General features: G+C 66.3%; 19 protein-coding genes and 2 pseudogenes. 14 read left to right on the forward strand and 7 right to left on the reverse strand.

Translation table 11 applies throughout. From position 1 onward, the window contains the following. The first annotated feature begins 193 nt into the window (after positions 1 to 193). The 6 genes and pseudogenes from K2F54_RS10780 (at position 194) to K2F54_RS10805 (ending at position 6,179) form a co-directional block, all read left to right on the forward strand. Entirely contained in the window at positions 194 to 3,328 is a 3,135-nt protein-coding gene (locus K2F54_RS10780) for an endo-1,4-beta-xylanase (RefSeq protein ID WP_220605870.1), read from the forward strand. A 213-nt stretch (positions 3,329 to 3,541) separates the two neighbouring features. Further along, positions 3,542 to 4,303: pseudogene (locus K2F54_RS10785) on the forward strand (manganese catalase family protein); the annotation flags it as partial. Positions 4,304 to 4,366: 63 nt separating this feature from the next. After that, complete coding sequence (locus tag K2F54_RS10790) at positions 4,367 to 4,975, forward strand: flavodoxin family protein (RefSeq protein ID WP_220605872.1); 609 nt, start codon at positions 4,367 to 4,369, stop codon at positions 4,973 to 4,975. A gap of 147 nt (positions 4,976 to 5,122) precedes the next feature. After that, on the forward strand, positions 5,123 to 5,545 hold the full coding sequence (locus K2F54_RS10795) for a tyrosine-protein phosphatase (protein ID WP_374107286.1): 423 nt from the start codon (positions 5,123 to 5,125) through the stop codon (positions 5,543 to 5,545). Further along, a complete protein-coding gene (locus K2F54_RS10800; RefSeq protein ID WP_220605873.1) occupies positions 5,542 to 5,829 on the forward strand; it encodes a TetR/AcrR family transcriptional regulator in 288 nt (95 codons plus the stop codon). Before K2F54_RS10795 ends, K2F54_RS10800 begins: the two co-directional genes overlap by 4 nt. A gap of 41 nt (positions 5,830 to 5,870) precedes the next feature. Then, positions 5,871 to 6,179, forward strand: a complete 309-nt coding sequence (locus tag K2F54_RS10805; protein WP_220605874.1) for a TetR-like C-terminal domain-containing protein — start codon at positions 5,871 to 5,873, stop codon at positions 6,177 to 6,179. A 19-nt stretch (positions 6,180 to 6,198) separates the two neighbouring features. On the opposite strand, the gene K2F54_RS10810 is transcribed toward K2F54_RS10805, so the two are convergent. Beyond that, positions 6,199 to 6,576 (reverse strand): DUF1304 family protein, encoded by a 378-nt coding sequence (locus tag K2F54_RS10810; RefSeq protein WP_220605875.1) that lies wholly within the window; start codon positions 6,574 to 6,576, stop codon positions 6,199 to 6,201. A gap of 38 nt (positions 6,577 to 6,614) precedes the next feature. Then, positions 6,615 to 7,241, reverse strand: a complete 627-nt coding sequence (locus K2F54_RS10815; protein WP_220605876.1) for a maleylpyruvate isomerase family mycothiol-dependent enzyme — start codon at positions 7,239 to 7,241, stop codon at positions 6,615 to 6,617. A 136-nt stretch (positions 7,242 to 7,377) separates the two neighbouring features. Here K2F54_RS10815 and K2F54_RS10820 point away from each other — a divergent pair, with 136 nt between their 5' ends. Together K2F54_RS10820 and K2F54_RS10825 are read left to right on the forward strand one after the other, a co-directional pair. Further along, the gene (locus K2F54_RS10820; protein WP_220605877.1) at positions 7,378 to 7,761 is read left to right on the forward strand and encodes a MarR family winged helix-turn-helix transcriptional regulator; all 384 of its coding nucleotides are present in this window, start codon (positions 7,378 to 7,380) and stop codon (positions 7,759 to 7,761) included. A gap of 66 nt (positions 7,762 to 7,827) precedes the next feature. Further along, positions 7,828 to 8,853 (forward strand): lactonase family protein, encoded by a 1,026-nt coding sequence (locus tag K2F54_RS10825; protein WP_220605878.1) that lies wholly within the window; start codon positions 7,828 to 7,830, stop codon positions 8,851 to 8,853. Between the two features lie 255 nt (positions 8,854 to 9,108). On the opposite strand, the gene K2F54_RS10830 is transcribed toward K2F54_RS10825, so the two are convergent. Further along, on the reverse strand, positions 9,109 to 9,603 hold the full coding sequence (locus K2F54_RS10830) for a DUF6326 family protein (RefSeq protein ID WP_220605879.1): 495 nt from the start codon (positions 9,601 to 9,603) through the stop codon (positions 9,109 to 9,111). A gap of 49 nt (positions 9,604 to 9,652) precedes the next feature. Between K2F54_RS10830 and K2F54_RS10835 the strand changes: the two genes are divergently transcribed. The 4 genes and pseudogenes from K2F54_RS10835 to K2F54_RS10850 all read left to right on the forward strand — a co-directional run bounded on the left by K2F54_RS10835 (position 9,653) and on the right by K2F54_RS10850 (position 12,588). Next, complete coding sequence (locus tag K2F54_RS10835; RefSeq protein ID WP_255577010.1) at positions 9,653 to 10,255, forward strand: TetR/AcrR family transcriptional regulator C-terminal domain-containing protein; 603 nt, start codon at positions 9,653 to 9,655, stop codon at positions 10,253 to 10,255. Positions 10,256 to 10,305: 50 nt separating this feature from the next. After that, a pseudogene (locus K2F54_RS10840) lies at positions 10,306 to 10,860 on the forward strand (helix-turn-helix transcriptional regulator); the annotation flags it as partial. A gap of 121 nt (positions 10,861 to 10,981) precedes the next feature. Continuing rightward, positions 10,982 to 11,818 carry an SDR family oxidoreductase gene (locus tag K2F54_RS10845; protein ID WP_220605882.1) on the forward strand — a complete coding sequence of 279 codons (837 nt, stop codon included), beginning with the start codon at positions 10,982 to 10,984 and terminating at the stop codon, positions 11,816 to 11,818. Continuing rightward, positions 11,815 to 12,588, forward strand: coding sequence for an MBL fold metallo-hydrolase (locus K2F54_RS10850; RefSeq protein ID WP_220605883.1), 774 nt, complete (start codon positions 11,815 to 11,817; stop codon positions 12,586 to 12,588). Before K2F54_RS10845 ends, K2F54_RS10850 begins: the two co-directional genes overlap by 4 nt. Before the next feature lie 102 nt (positions 12,589 to 12,690). Here K2F54_RS10850 and K2F54_RS10855 read toward each other — a convergent pair whose 3' ends face one another. The 3 genes from K2F54_RS10855 to K2F54_RS10860 all read right to left on the reverse strand — a co-directional run bounded on the left by K2F54_RS10855 (position 12,691) and on the right by K2F54_RS10860 (position 13,764). Then, the gene (locus tag K2F54_RS10855; protein WP_220605884.1) at positions 12,691 to 13,200 is read right to left on the reverse strand and encodes a DUF2231 domain-containing protein; all 510 of its coding nucleotides are present in this window, start codon (positions 13,198 to 13,200) and stop codon (positions 12,691 to 12,693) included. Positions 13,201 to 13,343: 143 nt separating this feature from the next. Then, entirely contained in the window at positions 13,344 to 13,469 is a 126-nt protein-coding gene (locus tag K2F54_RS19185) for a hypothetical protein (protein ID WP_255576990.1), read from the reverse strand. Positions 13,470 to 13,614: 145 nt separating this feature from the next. Then, a complete protein-coding gene (locus K2F54_RS10860; RefSeq protein WP_220605885.1) occupies positions 13,615 to 13,764 on the reverse strand; it encodes a hypothetical protein in 150 nt (49 codons plus the stop codon). 278 nt (positions 13,765 to 14,042) lie between these two features. Here K2F54_RS10860 and K2F54_RS10865 point away from each other — a divergent pair, with 278 nt between their 5' ends. Continuing rightward, a complete protein-coding gene (locus K2F54_RS10865) occupies positions 14,043 to 14,198 on the forward strand; it encodes an LPXTG cell wall anchor domain-containing protein (RefSeq protein WP_220605886.1) in 156 nt (51 codons plus the stop codon). A 101-nt stretch (positions 14,199 to 14,299) separates the two neighbouring features. Further along, the gene (locus K2F54_RS19700; RefSeq protein ID WP_374107288.1) at positions 14,300 to 14,578 is read left to right on the forward strand and encodes a hypothetical protein; all 279 of its coding nucleotides are present in this window, start codon (positions 14,300 to 14,302) and stop codon (positions 14,576 to 14,578) included. Between the two features lie 6 nt (positions 14,579 to 14,584). Here K2F54_RS19700 and K2F54_RS10870 read toward each other — a convergent pair whose 3' ends face one another. Beyond that, the gene (locus K2F54_RS10870) at positions 14,585 to 15,649 is read right to left on the reverse strand and encodes an LLM class flavin-dependent oxidoreductase (RefSeq protein ID WP_220605907.1); all 1,065 of its coding nucleotides are present in this window, start codon (positions 15,647 to 15,649) and stop codon (positions 14,585 to 14,587) included. Between the last annotated feature and the right edge of the window lie 45 nt (positions 15,650 to 15,694).

Raw genomic sequence — 15,694 nt, forward strand, 5'->3', positions numbered from 1 at the left:
ACTTCTTCGGCCGGTTGTCGGCCGTTCTCCCCCTTCGATATCGCTTTTCCGTGAGCCCCGGCGGGCCCCACATCGATTCGTTGCCCATTGCAACAAATAACGTCGAAAATCCTTGACCGCGTTCCGAACGCGCGGTTATGGTCCGAAGACCCGTTCTGACACCGACGTCAAAACGATCGAAAGGCGATATTCGATGACGAACAATCCGCTCTGGGCTCACGGCCCCCGCTTCCCAGCCGCTGCTTCTTTTGCGCGGCACCCACTCCCCCGCGGAGAACACGGTCCGCTCCGGCGCTACGGACTGGTCGCGAGCGCGACCGCGTTCGGCCTTCTGGCCAGCGCCCTCGTGCTGCCGGCCGCGCAGGCCGAAGCCGCCGACGCGACGGTCTTCCTGCAGGAGGACTTCGAGGACGGCTCGTACGATCCGCTCACCCAGAACGGCGGGGCGACGCTCTCGGTGGTCGACGCCGACGGCGACAAGGCGCTGCTCGTGCAGGGCCGCACGAATGACTACGACGGGGTGAAGACACCGGCGAACCTGCTGCAGCCCGGCGGCTCGTACACGTTCACGGCGCAGGTGAAGCTCTCGGCCGCCGCAGGCACGACCACCTCGGCCCGCTTCGTTGTCGAACCGGCCTACACCTGGGTGGGGAACACAACGGTGACAGCGGATGCCTGGACCACCATGAGCGGCACCTTCCAAGCACCCGCCGGTTCGGACCCCGCGACCCTGCGCGCCTATATCGGCACGGACGCGCTCGCTGGACCCTACGACTACCTTCTCGACGACATCGAGATCACCGGCACTGCGGCCCCCGCGCAGCCCGACACCTGGCAGCCCACCCCGGACGCCTCCTTCGTGCCCGGTGGCGCCGTCGCCGCGACGGCCACGCCGGTCGGCACAGCCCGCGGCACCGGGAATCGTGTCGCGCTCACCTTCGACGACGGACCGAACCCCGGCGAGACCGCCGCGATCCTGGACGTTCTCAAGGCGCAGGGCATCCACGCCACCTTCTGTATCATCGGCCAGAACGTGCAGCAGGCCGAGGGAACCGAGCTGCTCAAGCGCATCGTGGCCGAGGGCCACACCCTCTGCAACCACGGCACCTCCTACGCCGACATGGGATCCTGGACGCAGGCGCAGATCGAGACCGACCTCAAGGCCAACCTCCGCATCATCCGCGAGGCCGTCGGCGATCCGACGCTCGCCGTTCCGTACTTCCGCGCTCCGAACGGCAGCTGGGGCGCGACCGGCGCGGTGGCCGCGGCGCTGGGCATGCAGCCACTCGGGCTCGGCTCGGTGATCTTCGACTGGGACGGCAACGACCTGAGCGAGGCCACCCTGACGGCGAACCTGCGCGCGGCCTTCACCCCGGGCGCGATCGTCCTCGCGCACGACGGCGGCGGTGACCGCACGAACACGGTGAAGGCGGTCACCACCGTCGTCGCCGAGAAGGTGGCCGAGGGCTGGACCTTCACGCTGCCGCAGGGCGGGGTCGGTGCCCCGGCGCCGACGGGCTTCTCCTCCGACTTCGAGGAGGGCACCGACGGCTGGACCGCTCGCGGCGACGGCGTGCTGGTGACACCCAGCACCGATGCCCGTACCGGCTCCGGCAGCCTGCTCGTCACCACCCGCACCCAGCCGTGGCACGGCGCCACGATCGACGTGACCGCCGACATGCCCGTGGCCACGGCCCTGGGCGTCTCGGTCTGGGCCAAGCTCGCTCCGGGGCAATCGCCCGCGGGTCTGAACATCTCGGTGCAGCGTGACAACGGCGGTGGCAGCGCATACGAGGGTGTCGCCGGCGCGGGCGCGCAGGTCACCGCCGACGGCTGGACCCTCCTCAGCGGCACCTACACGCTCGCGGCCGCCGCCGACCGAGTCCAGGTGTACGTCGAGGGCCCGGTCGGTGTCGACTTCCTGCTCGATGACTTCGTGATCGAGCCGATCGTCGAGAAGGGCATCCAGACGGATGTCCCGTCCCTGCAGGACGTGCTGGTCGCCGATGGTATCGAGCACGTGGGCGTCGCCATCGACGCGCGCGAGACTGTCGGTACCGCTGCCGACCTGGTGAAAAAGCACTTCAACGCATTCACCCCCGAGAACGCCGGCAAGCCAGAGAGCGTGCAGCCCGTCGAGGGGCAGTTCACCTTCACGCAGCTCGACCAGCTGCTCGACTTCGCCGACGCCAACGGGACCGACGTGTACGGACACGTGTTGGCCTGGCACTCGCAGACCCCGGCCTGGTTCTTCCTCGACGGTGCAAGGCCGCTGACGAACAGCGAGGCCGACCAGGCGATTCTCAAGGCCCGGATGCGTGCGCACATCGGCGGCATCGCCGCCCACCTCGACGCGCGCTACCCGGACGGCAACAGTCCGGTGTGGGCGTGGGACGTGGTGAACGAGGTCATCGCCGACGGTGACACCGCCAACCCGCACGACATGCGCGACAGCCGCTGGTTCCAGGTGCTGGGCGAGGGCTTCGTCGATGAGGCCTTCCTGCTGGCGGACGAGTACTTCCCGGACGCGGCCCTGTTCATCAACGACTACAACACCGAGATGCCCGAGAAACGGGCCGACTACGTCTCGTTGATCGGTGCGTTGATCGCCCGCGGCGTGCCGATCGACGGAGTGGGCCACCAGGCCCACGTCGACGTCGCCCGGCCGGTGCAGTGGCTCGAGGACTCGATCACGGCGGTCGAGGGCCTCGACCCGGATCTTCTCCAGGCCATCACCGAACTCGACGTGAACGCGTCGACCGAGAATCAGGGCGCGGATGTCAGCGGCGGCCCGGTCGACCCGTACAGCCCGGCCTTCGAGAACGATGAAGACGCGGCGGCTGAGGTCGGCTACTACTACCGGGACCTGTTCGCGATGCTGCGGAAGCACGACTCCTCGATCGAGTCGGTCACCTTCTGGGGCATCAGCAACGCCCGCACCTGGCTGCGCACCTGGCCGATGGCGCGCCCGTGGGAGCAGCCGCTCCCGTTCGATGACGACCTGCAGGTCACCCCGGCCTACTGGGGCATCGTCGACCCGTCGAAGCTGCCCGCCCGCCCGGCGGACGTGCTCGCCCCGCGGATCGCGGACCTGTCGGATGTGCGTGCCGTCTCCAATGGAGCAGCCGGAGTGAAGGTGCGCTACTCGCTGCCGGAAGCGATCGACACCCTCGACGGCGTCGTCCCGTTGGAGTGCATCTCGCCGAGCGGCAGCCGCTTCACGATCGGCACGACAACCGTGACGTGCACGGCAACGGATGCCGCGGGCAACACCCGCACCGGCACCTTCGACGTGATCGTCACGCGAAAGGCTCCGGGCAAGAAGTGACCCGCCGCATCCCGGCATAAGCGAGTAGAAAGCCCCGGTAAAGGTCTCTTCACCGGGGCTTTCGTCTTCACCAGGTCGTCCGACGCGTGAAGGTAGCCGTGAACGGTTGTGCGAAGAGCCCTATGGCCCGGCCGACAGGGCGGGGCAAACGGGCATCCCCTTTCGACCATCGGTCTCAGCTGACTTGCAGCACGGTTTTCAACCAACCGGTAGCAGTACCAGTTTCAAGCCTGGAATATGCACATCCCCGGCAAATACCGCGATCTCGTTTTCGGCATCGGTGCCGAGGAAATGGGTCATGTCGAGATGCTCGCCGTGATGATCGCCCAGCTCCTGGAAAAGGCCCCGCTCGGCATCAGCAGCGACGCCGTGCAGGACGACCCCACGGTCGCCGCGATCGTGGGCGGTACGGATGTGCAAGCCGCCATCGTGGCCGGCGCTGGGGCACGGCCGGTGGACAGCAACGGCAATCCGTGGCAAGGGAGCTACATCACCGGCAGCGGCAACCTCCTGGCCGACTTCACCGCCAACGCGAACGCCGAGATGCAGGGACGGGTTCAGGTGGCCCGGCTCTACCACATGACCGATGATCACGGCGTGCGGGACCTTCTGTCGTTCCTCCTGGCTCGGGATACCATGCACCAGAACCAGTGGCTGGCCGCCGCCGCCGAGCTCCGTGCCGAGGGCGCCGAAGACCTGCCCGTTCCTAGCAACTTCCCCCTCGCCAAAGAAGAGCGCTCGGTGGCCTACCAATACATCAACTTCTCCGATGGAACTGCCGCCGCCGAGGGCAGCTGGGCCAGCGGCGCCACACCCGACGGCAAGGGCGAATTCAGCTACCTGGCCGAACCGGCACCTGGGGTCCCCATGCCACCTCCCACCCACCCGGATGCTCGTTTCTACGGCACGACAGAGCTGCCGAACACGGTCGAGAAGATCGCCGGTGCCGCACAAGACAAACTGCGAAAAGAGTAGGACCCCGGCCCGACAACTGGCAATGGCCGCCAGCGCACTTCTCGCGGCCCCCGGAAGGAAAAAATGACAGACCTCACCGTTCTGGCCCTCGTCTGCACCCTGACCCCCTCACCCGAACCGTCCAGCAGCGAGCTCATGGCCAGGCACATTCTGGACGAGTTCGCGGAGCTGGGCGTCGGAACCTCCTCTATTCGGGTCGTCGACCACAACATCAAACGTGGTGTGCTCACCGACATGGGCAACGGAGATGAATGGCCGGCCATCCGTGCAAGCGTTCTTGCCGCCGACGTTGTCCTCCTCTCCATCCCGATCTGGCTGGGCCATCCCTCCAGCGTTGCCCAGCAGGTCTTGGAGCGTCTCGACGCGGAGCTATCCGAAACCGACGAGCAGGGCCGACCGATCATGTACGGGAAAGTGGCCACCGTCGCCGTCGTGGGCAATGAAGACGGCGCACACAAATCCATCGCCGACGCGATGCAAGCGCTCAACGACGTCGGCTTCACCATACCCGCCCAGGGCGGCACGTACTGGGTTGGTGAAGCCATGCACACCGTGGATTTCAAGGACCTGGACCAGGTTCCGGATGCCGTGGCCTCTGCCAACGCGGGTCTCGCCCGGAATGCGGTGCACCTGGCCCGCACTTTGCGCATCTCGCAGTATCCCGCCGAGTAAGGACCGCTGTGTCCCCAGCGCAAGAGGCTGTGCAGGTCGCCGATCCCCGCGTCGGATGGTCCACCGAGGGTGATTAGAGGGCAGCTGCTCGAAAAACCACACGGTTCGCACCGCGCACGATCCCGCCCATGCGAGCTCTACCCCCTCATGTTCGAGAATGCCGCGGGGTCGCTCGTCTCCGCCCTCGCGATCATGGCCTACTCGCCGGGTGCTGTCGCCTTCCACTGCGCTGCCGGCCGCGACCGCACCGGCGTGCTCGCGGCATCCCTTCTACTTGCGCTCGGCGCCAGCGACGAGGACATTGTGGCTGACTACGAGCGCACCCATGCCAACATGGCCAGGGTCAGCGAGCGCACGCGCGTGAGCCTCGGTGCGGTCATGAAGAAGTACGGTTACGACGCGGATGTCGCGGCGCGTGCCGCCACGATCGACTTCGGGGCCGATCGGGCGATGGAGGTCACTTTGCACACCCTGCGCACGCGTCACGGCGACCCGCTCGCTCCCCTGCGCGCGGCCGGGCTCGGCGATGGCCTGGTGGCGCGCCTGCGGGAGCGGGCCGGGCTGGCGTGAACGACTCCGTCACCCCTGTCGTCGCGGGGATGGACCGCCGCCCGGGCCGCCCCCGCGACGAGGACCTCCCCCCGCGCATCCTCAGCGCCGTTGTCGCACTGATCGACGAGGACACTGAGGTCACCACACGGGCGGTGGTCGAGCGCAGCGGGGCCAGCAAGGCCGCGATCTACCGCCGCTGGCCGAGCCTCACCGCTCTAGTCGCCGAGTCCCTCGATCAGGGGCGCCTCACCTTTGACGGACTGGTGCTGAGCACCGCGAAGGACGCCATGAAGCTCGGCTAGGCGCGCCCACAGATTTTGTCGGCGACTACCCCGAATCGCGGATGCGGCGGCGCCTGCAACTCGGACTCGCCGACCCCGAGCTGCAGAAGGCATACTGGCACTCGCACGCGGCCCGCCGCCGCCTGCCCTTGGCCGCCGTATTCGCGCGAGCAATCGACGCAGGAGAGCTGCGGCCCGACACCGACATCGAGGCGGTGCTCGACATCCTCTCGGGCATCTACTACTACCAGCTCGTCGTGCGGGGCGACTCCCCCGACGACCCCCAGACCCTCGCGCGATGCCGGGCGGCGGTCACCACAGTGTGGCGGGGAATCGCGGCCACCCCCGGTGATCTGTGGCAGCCGCGGTGAGCCTCAGAAATCAGCGCGCTCATGCGGCGAGGAGCGCGACCAGCCCAGCCAGGGCCAGCCCGCTTTCACCGACAGAGCTGAGCCACAGCTTGCGGTTGGTCGAGACCAGAACGAGGCCGAGTAGGACATGGCTGGCGAGGCAGAAAATCACCAGGATGCGACCGGCATCGATGCTGCCCGCGTTCACCAACCAGAGCCCGATCAAGAGTCCGATGGCATAGCAGAGGTTGTAGTACCCAACATTGATCGCCCACATTCGCACCGCTGGCTCGTCGCCCGGTTCGATTCGGAAGATGGGGTACAGCGCGCGGGCCTTGTAGAAGAAGGCCTCCAGCACCCACATGACGATCAGAACGAAGGCCATGAGGCCGGCTAGGACCTGCGCGAGCGTAGTCATGAGTTGGCTCCTTTCCAGGTGAGCCCCGCCGTGAGCCATCACCGGCGGGGAAGAAGTGCCACACCCTCGCCGTGCAATCGGGGTAGGGCCGCATCACGGCCGGTCAGGAGCAGCAGCAGGGCGGCCATCGGGCCTCTGACCTCGGCACCGGATCCCGCGATCCAGTCGGTGTCATCGGCGATGAGGTGGAAGTGTCGTAGTCGGCGCCGCGCGAAGAAGGGGAACGGCCTCGACCAGACCCGGCCAGCAGCGGCCTGGGCGGCCTCGATCGGCATGGTGTGGCTGAGTCCAAGCGGGAGAGCGATGTCCTGCGTGTGCACCAGTGCATCCAGCAGCGGTTCCCAGGGGGTGGTTCCGAGCGGGTGGTGGCGGGATCCGCGATTGCGTTCGAAGGCGGCCAGGATTTCTTCGGGCGGGCGCGAACCGAGCCGCAGTCCCTCCCGGTATACGGCGCGGTTGAAGTTGCCGTGGCCGCGCCACATCATGGCGATGACGTCTCCGGGGCTGGCTTCAGCCGAGGAGATGACGTGGGCTGCGACGTGACGTACCGCCCAGCCCGCGCAGAGTGTCGGCTGATCCCAGTCAGGGGCAGGCAGGTCAGCCAGCAGTCGGGCCAGGTGCTCGCGTTCGGTGTGGATGTGATTCCACACGGCGTCAACGTCCATCATCACTCCGTCGGATGGTACGATATCCTGACCAAATTCAATCAGTTTTACTGACTATTGTCTAGAGGTTTATGTGACTGATTCGGCTGAATCCCCACTGAATACAGGGCTGTTGCTCTACCTTCCGTATCGAGCCATGGAGGCTCGCGTCTTCGAGGACATCCGGGCGGCCGGGTTCACCGATATGACCCTTGCTCAGGCGCGCGTATTCCAGCGAATCGGGCCGCGGGGAACTCGACTCACAGATCTGGCTGACCAGGCGCGGGTGACAAAACAAACCGCCGCCGCCCTCGTGGAGGCCTTGGAGCGATGCGGCTATGTGCACCGCACCAGCGACCCGACGGACGCCCGCGCCCGCCTGGTGCACATCGCCGAACGCGGCTTGGAGGTCGCTGGTATCGCGGCCCGTACGGTGACTGACGTCGCGAAGGAATGGCGCGCCCATCTCGGTGCGCGTCGGTACGAGCAGCTACGCAACACGCTCCTCGCCCTTCGCGACATCGTCGATCCCTATCAGTGAGCTGCCGCTGGTGGATCCCAGGGTCTGGTCCGGCGAACCTGCCCCACGGACTCGTACGATAACAAGATGACCGAACCCCTCGTCCTCGTCGCCAATTCCAGCGATGGAACCATCACGTCCTTCCGCCTCTCCGGCGACTCGCTCAACCTCCTCGGCACCGCCCACGGGCTCACGGGATGCTCGAACTTTGTCGTCGACCCCGTGCATGGTGTTGTGCACGCCGCAGTCAAGGGGGAACCAGCCGGCATCGTGACCCTCGCGCTGGACCGGGACAGTGGTGTGCTGACGCAGATCTCGCGCCGCGATCTCCAGGGCGGGGGTCTCAACTACGTCGCGCTGACCCGCGGCGGATCCGCCCTCCTCGGCGTCTCCTACGGCGGAGGCTACGGCATCACCGCGCCGGCTGGGTCTGACGGGGTCGGCGAACCGGTGTCGCGTATCTCGTTCCCGAATCTGCATTCGGTGCTCCCCAGCGAAGACGGCAGATTCGCCTACTTCGTCTCACTCGGGGCCGACCTGGTGGCGCAGTACGCGATCAACGACGACCTCTCGCTCGCGCCGCTCACCCCGGCCACTGTTGCCGCTCCAGATGGAAGCGGGCCTCGTCACCTCGTCCTCAATGAAGAACAGAACGCCGTCTACGTTCTCACCGAGTTCTCCGGTGAGGTGTTGCACTTCACCCGTGACCATGAAAGTGGCACCTTGACGCTTCGGGGCTCTGCCGCTGCGTTCGACACGTCTGCGGGCCTCGACCATGGCCGTTTCGGGGCCGACCCGAGCGCCGAACACCTGATCTGGGGTGCCGACCTGCACCTCGGAGCGGGCGGGCGCACCCTGTGGGCATCCGAGCGTAGCGCCAGCACGCTCGCCGGCCTTGCCGTCGCAGCCGACGGCACCCTCTCACCACCTCGACGCTTCACAGAGACCGAGACCCAGCCACGCGGCTTCGCGCTCAGTGCCGACGGCCGTCACCTGGTCGCGGCGGGCGAACAGTCCACCACGGTTTCGGTCTATACCGTCGACGGTGACGACCTTCCCCACTCACAGCGGGTCGAGACCGGACACGGGGCGAACTGGGTTCGCTTCGTCTGACGCCGAGAGGAATGCAGATTCACTCAAGGCCGGACGCCTAGTCCGGTTTCGGGGTCGGCGCCCACGTCCCTCAGGCGAAGCAGACCGCCGAGCACGGGGAGCGCACTGAGCAGCAACAGGCCGGTTACTGCAAGCCATCCACTCCTCGCGAGCTGCCGCTCCCCCATCCTCTCGGCACTCGCATGCATGGTCTTCACGAGCGGATGAGGCGCACGCCTGCTACGAACTTCGGCGATTTCATTTCTTCCTCCTTGGTTATGCCCGAATGACCGGCGGGTTGTCGAGGCTGACCGCCAAGGCCTCCGGCGATGCGGTGCGGCGTGGCCAGGTCCAGGCGGAGCGCAGGATGAAGGCCAGGATCAGCACCTCGACTCCGATGGTGAGGCCGTAGTAGAGCGCCCAGTCCCAGGAGACGCCCACCTTGTTGAATACGCAGATGGGGATGTACAGCGAAGCAACGATCAGGTTCGTGGCGCGGTTCACTTGGGCGGACAGCGTCAGGGAGAGCAGCACCATCAGGGTCGGGATCGCGATGATCACGAAGAAGACAGTCATCAATGTGGGGCTGATGTCGAACTCGAAGATCAGGCCAGCCCGGATCTCGTCGATTTCGCCAGGCTGGTAGAGGTGGAAATAATCGATGTAGATGACGAGGAACATGAAGCTCGCCCAGGCTGCCGCAAGCTTGGCCTGCACGGGCTTGCGCAGATCTTCCAGAGCGCTCCGGGACGGTGGGTTTGCTGGAATCATTTTCGCGGCCGCCGCAGTAGCCGATCGCGCGGGTGTCTCGGCCGTGAGCATGCGCAGCGTTGCGACGGTGATTGGAGTTGAGGCGATGTCGCTCTACCATCACGTCCCGAACAAGGAAGCCCTTCTCGACGACCTCGCCGACTGGGTCTTCAAGAAGATCGAGCTGCCCGAGGTTGGCGATACCTGGCGGGAGGCGCTGACCGCCCGGGCACGATCGGCACGGTCGGTGCTCACGGCTCACCCGTGGGCGCTGGGGATGCTGGAATCGCGCCCGACCCCCGGCCCCGCGCTGCTGCAGCACCACGACCGGCTACTGGGCGTGCTGATGACCGACGGCTTCAGCGCCGCGCTCGCGACGCACGCGTTCTCTGCCATCGACGCCTACGTGTACGGGTTCGCGCTGAGCGAGACGAGCCTGCCGTTCGAACCGAGGGACGGCGCCGAGGAGGCGTTCGCCGCCAAGGTCGCCGCGTCGGCGGAGTTATATCCGCACATTGCGCGGTCCCAAGCCGAGCTATTCGGCGATGGCGGTTACGCGTTCGCGGACGAGTTCGAGTATGGCTTGGAGTTGCTGCTGGAGGGCTTGGAGCGTCGGGTCGCTGACGAGACGGGCAGCGGATGTTGCACCTGCGATCCGATCGGACCGGGATAGTAGGGTGTCGATCGTGACGACCCGGCAGTGTAGAGGTCGAAGGGGGCGCCATGATCGCGGAGCTGAACACACTGGTCGAACTGGCCGAGGACCGTCTGGACGACGACCTCGATGTCACTGCTTTGGCATCCGAGCTCGGCACGACGGAGTATCACCTCCGACGGATGTTCTCGTCGTTGGCCGGGATGCCGCTGTCGGAGTACATCCGGCGACGCCGCATGTCGGTCGCAGCGGCAGACATCCTCGGGAACGATGATCTGCTGAGCATCGCGGTGCGCTACGACTACGGTTCGACCGAAGCTTTCGGTCGAGCGTTCCGGTCAGTGCACGGCATCAGCGTCAGCGACGTCAAGCGAGACGGCGGCCCCCTTCGAACACAACCGCAGCTCAGGTTTCGCCTGACCGTCGAAGGGAACACCACCATGCACACCCGAATCACCGATCGACCGGCTTTTCGCCTCGTCGGCCACGCCACCCGCGTGCCCCTCATCCACGAGGGCATCAACCCGCACATCCAAGCCCACATCGCCTCCCTGCCGTTGGCAGAGCACGCCCGCCTCAAGTCGCTCGGCGCCACCGAGCCGGCCGGCCTGCTCCAGGTCAACGGTGGAACGCGCCTGAGCGAGCAGACCCGCCGGCGGTGACGTGCCGGCGGTGCCCATAGATCGGCGCCAACGCGAAATCAACCCCTGGGTCGCCGGGTGATGGCGTATTACCGTGGTCGTCATGAGCGACACTTCTCACACCTCCTCTGTCCCCGTTAACACCGATTTCCAGCCGCGCCGCGCCATCGTCTCGGCCTCCGATTCGGGCATCGGCCGTGCGACCGCAGTGGCGCTGGCCGCTGCGGGAATGGATGTCGGCATCACCTGGCACACCGATGAGCAGGGTGCCCTCGACACAGCGAAGGAGGTTCAGGGCCACGGGGTGAATGCCGCCCTCGCCCATCTCGACACCACCGATATCCCCGGCTGCGGCGATGTGATCGACGGGCTGGCAGACGAACTCGGCGGACTGGACGTCTTCGTCAACAACGCCGGCACCGGCGGGTCCACGCTGCTACTCGATCTCGGCTACGCGGAGTGGAACGAGATCGTCCTGACTGACTTGAGCGGCGCTTTCGTCTGCATCCAGCGAGCCGCACGGCGGATGGTGGCCGCGGGCGCTGGGGGTCGCATTATCGCCGTATCGAGCGTGCATGAGCATCAGCCCCGCGTGGGGTCGAGCGCATACGACGCGGCGAAGCACGGTTTGGGCGGGCTGGTGAAGACCGCCGCACTCGAACTCGCGCAGCACGGCATCACGGTGAACACCGTCGCACCCGGCGAAATCGCGACACCGATGACGGGTCAGACCGATGAGAATCCGCGCCACACCGAGCGACCAGGCGTCCCCCTCGCACGACCAGGCGACGCTCAGGAGGTCGCCGCCGTGATCGCTTTCCTCGCCTCGCCCGCCGCCAGCTACGTCACCGGGACCTCCGTTGTAGTCGACGGCGGCATGCTCCAGATGGGGCCGCAGGCCGGCTCTCACCTCACCACCAATGACTGGCGGTCGGTGTGACGCGCCCATCCGGTCGTTCGTCTGCTCGTCTCACGCGACGGGTCGCCCCGGGAATTCACCGACTGGAACATGCCTACGTCAACTGCTACCTGATTGAGGGGAGCGACGGAATAACGATTGTCGACGCCGCCTTCCCCGCGACGTGGCCGATTCTGCAGCGCGCCCTCCTCGCACTGAACCGCCAACCCTCGGACGTCAAGGCGCTGGTTCTGACTCATGCGCACTTCGACCACCTCGGCTTTGCCAGGCGCGTCCACGAGGATTGGGGCGTCCCCGTGTGGGCGCACGGGAAGGAAGAGTACATCGCGGAGCATCCGTATCGTTATGCCCACGAGCGTTCACGACTGCTCTACCCCATCAGACGGCCCAGCGTGGTGCCAGTGCTGGCGACCATGGCTAGAGCGGGCGCCCTCAACGTTCGGGGCGTGCGTGGCCTGCACCTGTTCGAGCCAGGCGACGTGCTGGACGTCCCCGGCAAGCCGCGAGTTGTGTTCAGTCCCGGCCACACCTTCGGTCACAGCGCTCTGCACCTCGAGGCCAGCGATGCAGTGTTGACCGGTGACGCCCTGGTCACGTTCGACCCGTACACCGGGGCGGTCGGCCCGCATATCGTGGCCGGTGCCGCGACAGCGGACAGCGCGCAGGCGCTCCGCTCCCTCGGTGCCCTGGAAGAGACGAACGCGACTATCGTCCTACCCGGGCATGGCCCCGCCTGGACCACTGGAATCGCGTCCGCCGTCAGCGCGGCCCGTGCGGCAGGACCATCGTGAGGTCAGACGTGTTCTCCAGCGCGGCGTTGCCACTCATAGACGACACTGCCCCACACCCAGGGCGATCGAGGAGTTCACGACCGTCTCACCCACCGGGACCGGTCAGGACCTGAAGGCATTGATCTGGGTGGTCTCGTCGGCTACGCGCACCCCGTAGCGGTAGGCCATCTCCCCGCCCAAGAAACCGGAAGCCCCGACGAGGAGGTACGCCACCACGCTCAGGATGAACCCGAACACACTGACGTCGTCGCGGTCAGCGGAGAGCCGGATCAGGAAGCTGACGGCGAACAGGACGATCGCTGCAGCATTGAAAGACAGATGCAACAGCGCGACGCGCCGGGCGCGCGTGCCGGGCTGAATTGTAGCCAGATCCATGAGGCCGACGACCGCGGCCAACAGCGCGCCGACGAGACCGATTCCGACCAGCCAGAGTGAGCCCCGGATGAACGCTTCGGGCTCGTCGACGAAAAAGCCGACGATGTCGAAAATCAAGGCGGCGGTCCAGGTTCCGATCGGAATGGTGACCAAAATCGAGTGGAACGGGTGCCCGTACGGCCCAGCCAAGATCGACCGTGGCCTCTTGGACCGTCGCAGGGCGTCTTCGTCGCTCATGATCCCTCCCGCTTCGCTGGCTTGCGATGTAGTCCCGCAATAAAGTGCGATCGGCCACGCACGTCACGTATCCGCGGGCATATGACATTTCAATTCACATCGGAGAGTGCCCAAGGGTGTCTTGCGAGCGCGCAAGGTGTCAGCTATGAGCCGATCTCGCCGCTATCGCCCTCCCAGCGCTGAACGTGTCCGGCGATCGGCCGCAGCGCCGTGATGAGGTCCACGCCACGGGGAGTCAGGTGATAGCGCACCGATCTGCGAGTTGTCACGCGCGAATTCACCCTCGTGGGCGTCAACCCCGCCCTAGACGCCTTCGCCGACATGGCCGACCACATCAGGGCCGGCGCCGAACAACAGGCACGCGAGCACGGGCGAACCCTCGCCACCCGACTCCGTTAGACACCCGCACACGCCTCAGCCTGCGGGGTTTTCTACCGGCTCCTCGTTCTCGTCCGTGCCATCTTCCAGGTTGACATCCTCCGGCTTGGTTGGAGACGTTGACTCCGAACCGGTGTCCTTTGCGGGGGCGACCTCGTCCTCGGGTCGAGGTGTTTCGTAGCTCATGATGCTCCCTCTATGTCGTTACTGCGGTTGGTTCTCGGTAGCGATTCCGACGGGTGGATGACTATTTCAGCATCGAAGCCTCAATAACGAAAGAGGGTGGCGGGACGTTCATGGCTGACCAGATCAAGGCCGGAGCCGAACAGCAGGTACGCGAGCACGGGCAAACCCTCGCGACCCGACATCGTGCAGCCTGAGGGTCGAGGACGTCATTGAGATGGAGTGGCCGATGCATCGACGGGCAGCCGGACGATTTTCCTTAGCCCGCTAGAGTGACTCAGATGACATCAATCATCGTTGCGCTGCTCGTCGTCTGGCTGATTATCTCGGTTCTCGGCTTCGTCATTGAAGGCCTTTTCTGGCTGGCAGTGATCGGCCTAGTTCTGTTCGCAGCCACAGCGGTTTGGGGATGGCTCAAGCGGAAAACTCGGAGCTGAAGCTCCGACGGTGTTCACGAGTTCCAGGAGGCGCCTGCACATCGTGCGCGGTTCGTTCTGGGCGCTAGTGTCGTCCCGCGTCCGTTTCGCGTGCTTTAGTCATTCCGCCCGGTACTGATGCGGTTGGCAGCAATATCGTCAACGTGTTGCTCATCCTCGAGCTCTCAGCCCTTGTTATCCCCTTGGCGGTCAAGCAGCGACTGGTGCGCTTCGATTTGCCACTGATGGTGATTCTGTCGGTCGGGCTGCTGCTCGTGTGCCTCAATGGGCGCATCAGCCCCCCCCCCCCGTGGACGGCACGGCCCGCGAGCGGTGGCGGCCAATCTCCTCGGCAGTGGCACACGCAGCCGCGGGATGCAGCGATGGCCCGCTCGCTCTAACACCTGCTACGGAGGGCGAAGGCGCCGCTGGCTTGAGGTCCGCCACGGGTGAGTCTTCGGCCGAGCCGGGAGCGCGATCGACCTATTGCGTCTGCAGGACGGCTGCGAGATCCTCGAGTGCAGCCATCCGATCCGATCCGATCCGATGGGTGTGAGCACGACGCTCGTTGCCCCGGCTGCGTGTCGGGCAGCGATGCCTCCCCTGACTCGTTCCGCAGTGCCGGCGAGGGTGAGCGTGTCAATCCATTCGGCGGGGAGCGCGGCGGCGAAGGCCTCAGCACTGCCGGTGTGTTCGCGAAGCGCCACGAACTCGGCCGCGAACGGCAGCGGGGCGATGTGTGGGAACCAATCGGGCTCGCTGATAACTCCGAGCATCGGTCGGACCAGTTCACGCGCTGCGGCGTCCGTGGAGGCGACGACAGCGATGTCGTAGGTGATGAGGCGTGGCGGCCTGCGACCGATACGGCTGGTGTCGAAGGCGGCAGTCTCGACCGACGCTCGGATGTACTCCGGGGTCGAGGGCTCGGCGAGGATGAGCCCGTCGGCGACGTGGCCGGCCGCGGCTAGCGATTTCGGACCACGCACGCCCCACACGACTGGTGGCGGCGTGCCGGGCACCATGTCGAGGCGGACACCCGCGACATCGACGTAGCGGCCCGCGACCGGGCCCGGCTCACCGCGCAGCAGGGCCGTCAGCGCGATGGTGTATTCGCGCAGCAGAGTGAGCGGGCTGCTCGGCCAAGCGCCGGCGGAGCGCATCCAGTCCGGCATGCCATGCCCGATCCCGACGACCACCCGACCGGGGAACAGCTCCTCCAGAGTGGCGATTTCCATCGCCGCGAATGCCACATTTCGGGAGCCGGCGGGGAGGATGCCAACGCCGACGGTGAGGCGTGTCGTGCTCGCCAGTACGGCGGCTGTCTGGGCGATTCCGCCGCGGAAGCCGAGATCCTCCACGACCCACACTTCGTCGAAGCCGAGCTCTTCGGCGCGCCGGGCGAAAGCGATGACCTCGTTTGCGGGGAGGTCGCGGGGAGGTCGCGGGGAAGCATTACTCCGACGTCGCGGGATTTGGTCACCTTTGGCCTCCTATGATTGAGCATTTTCCTTGGTGCA

It is taken from the genome of Cryobacterium inferilacus (genome assembly GCF_019599185.1).
In the GTDB taxonomy this organism is placed as follows: Bacteria; Actinomycetota; Actinomycetes; order Actinomycetales; family Microbacteriaceae; genus Cryobacterium; species Cryobacterium inferilacus.